The 692-nt window shown below is 44.7% G+C and carries 2 protein-coding genes; one reads left to right on the top strand and one right to left on the bottom strand.

Annotation, left to right across the window (positions count from 1 at the left end; all coding sequences use genetic code 11):
- Nucleotides 1–480 (top strand): hypothetical protein (locus tag J5224_RS32965; RefSeq protein ID WP_319802541.1); only part of this gene is annotated, 480 nt, incomplete at its 5' end.
- A gap of 61 nt (nucleotides 481–541) precedes the next feature.
- Here the strand turns inward: J5224_RS32965 and J5224_RS32960 are convergent.
- Nucleotides 542–692: GreA/GreB family elongation factor (locus tag J5224_RS32960; protein ID WP_264629117.1), on the bottom strand; the 151-nt coding region annotated here is incomplete at its 5' end.

Below are 692 nucleotides of genomic sequence, written 5' to 3'. Positions count from 1 at the left end.
CAACCTATGTTGAAAAATAACCTTGGCAATAAAATGGTATGGTTCAGCCTGTTATTATTGGTGACGGTTTTATTCGTGGGGCCCTATTATTTTAAGCGTCAGTCTTTTCACAAGCCGGTGATTTGTTGTGGCGAGGTGAGAGTCAGAGAGGGGAATGAAAAATATAGAATAAGAAAAGAATACGATGTCAATGTTTATTTAAGCGATAAAAACCGCGCATTAATTTTTATTGATGGTGTGTTTATTGGTGAAGACGATATTCCTCGTACTATACAGCGCACGTTTAGTTTTGACTCCGTTTGGAATGAAAATCGCCTGTTAGTCAAGAATGTCACTCTGGATAAAAACCCGGAGGATAATGCACCTGATGACGCGGTTACGATGATTGGGGAAAATGACATCCTGGAGTTCGAAATGCTGACCCGCGATGTCTATCTTATCAGCACGGCGTGGTCAAAATTGGCCTGCAATATCCGTTAATGTCGCGCCCTGCAGCCCCGTAACACCACGGTGACGAGGTAGGTAATAAGCGGCCAGGCGATCATTCCGCGGGCGCGGTATAGGTTATCAGGTTTACATACCAGGTTTTTTCGCCCGACGGTGTTTTCACTTTCACCTCTTCGTCGCGTTCTTTTTTCAGCAATGCCCGTGCCATTGGGGCGTCGATTGAAATATAGTCTTTACGGCCATAG

It is taken from the genome of Candidatus Symbiopectobacterium sp. NZEC135 (assembly GCF_025962695.1).
This window is presented reverse-complemented; position numbering and strand designations above follow the sequence as displayed.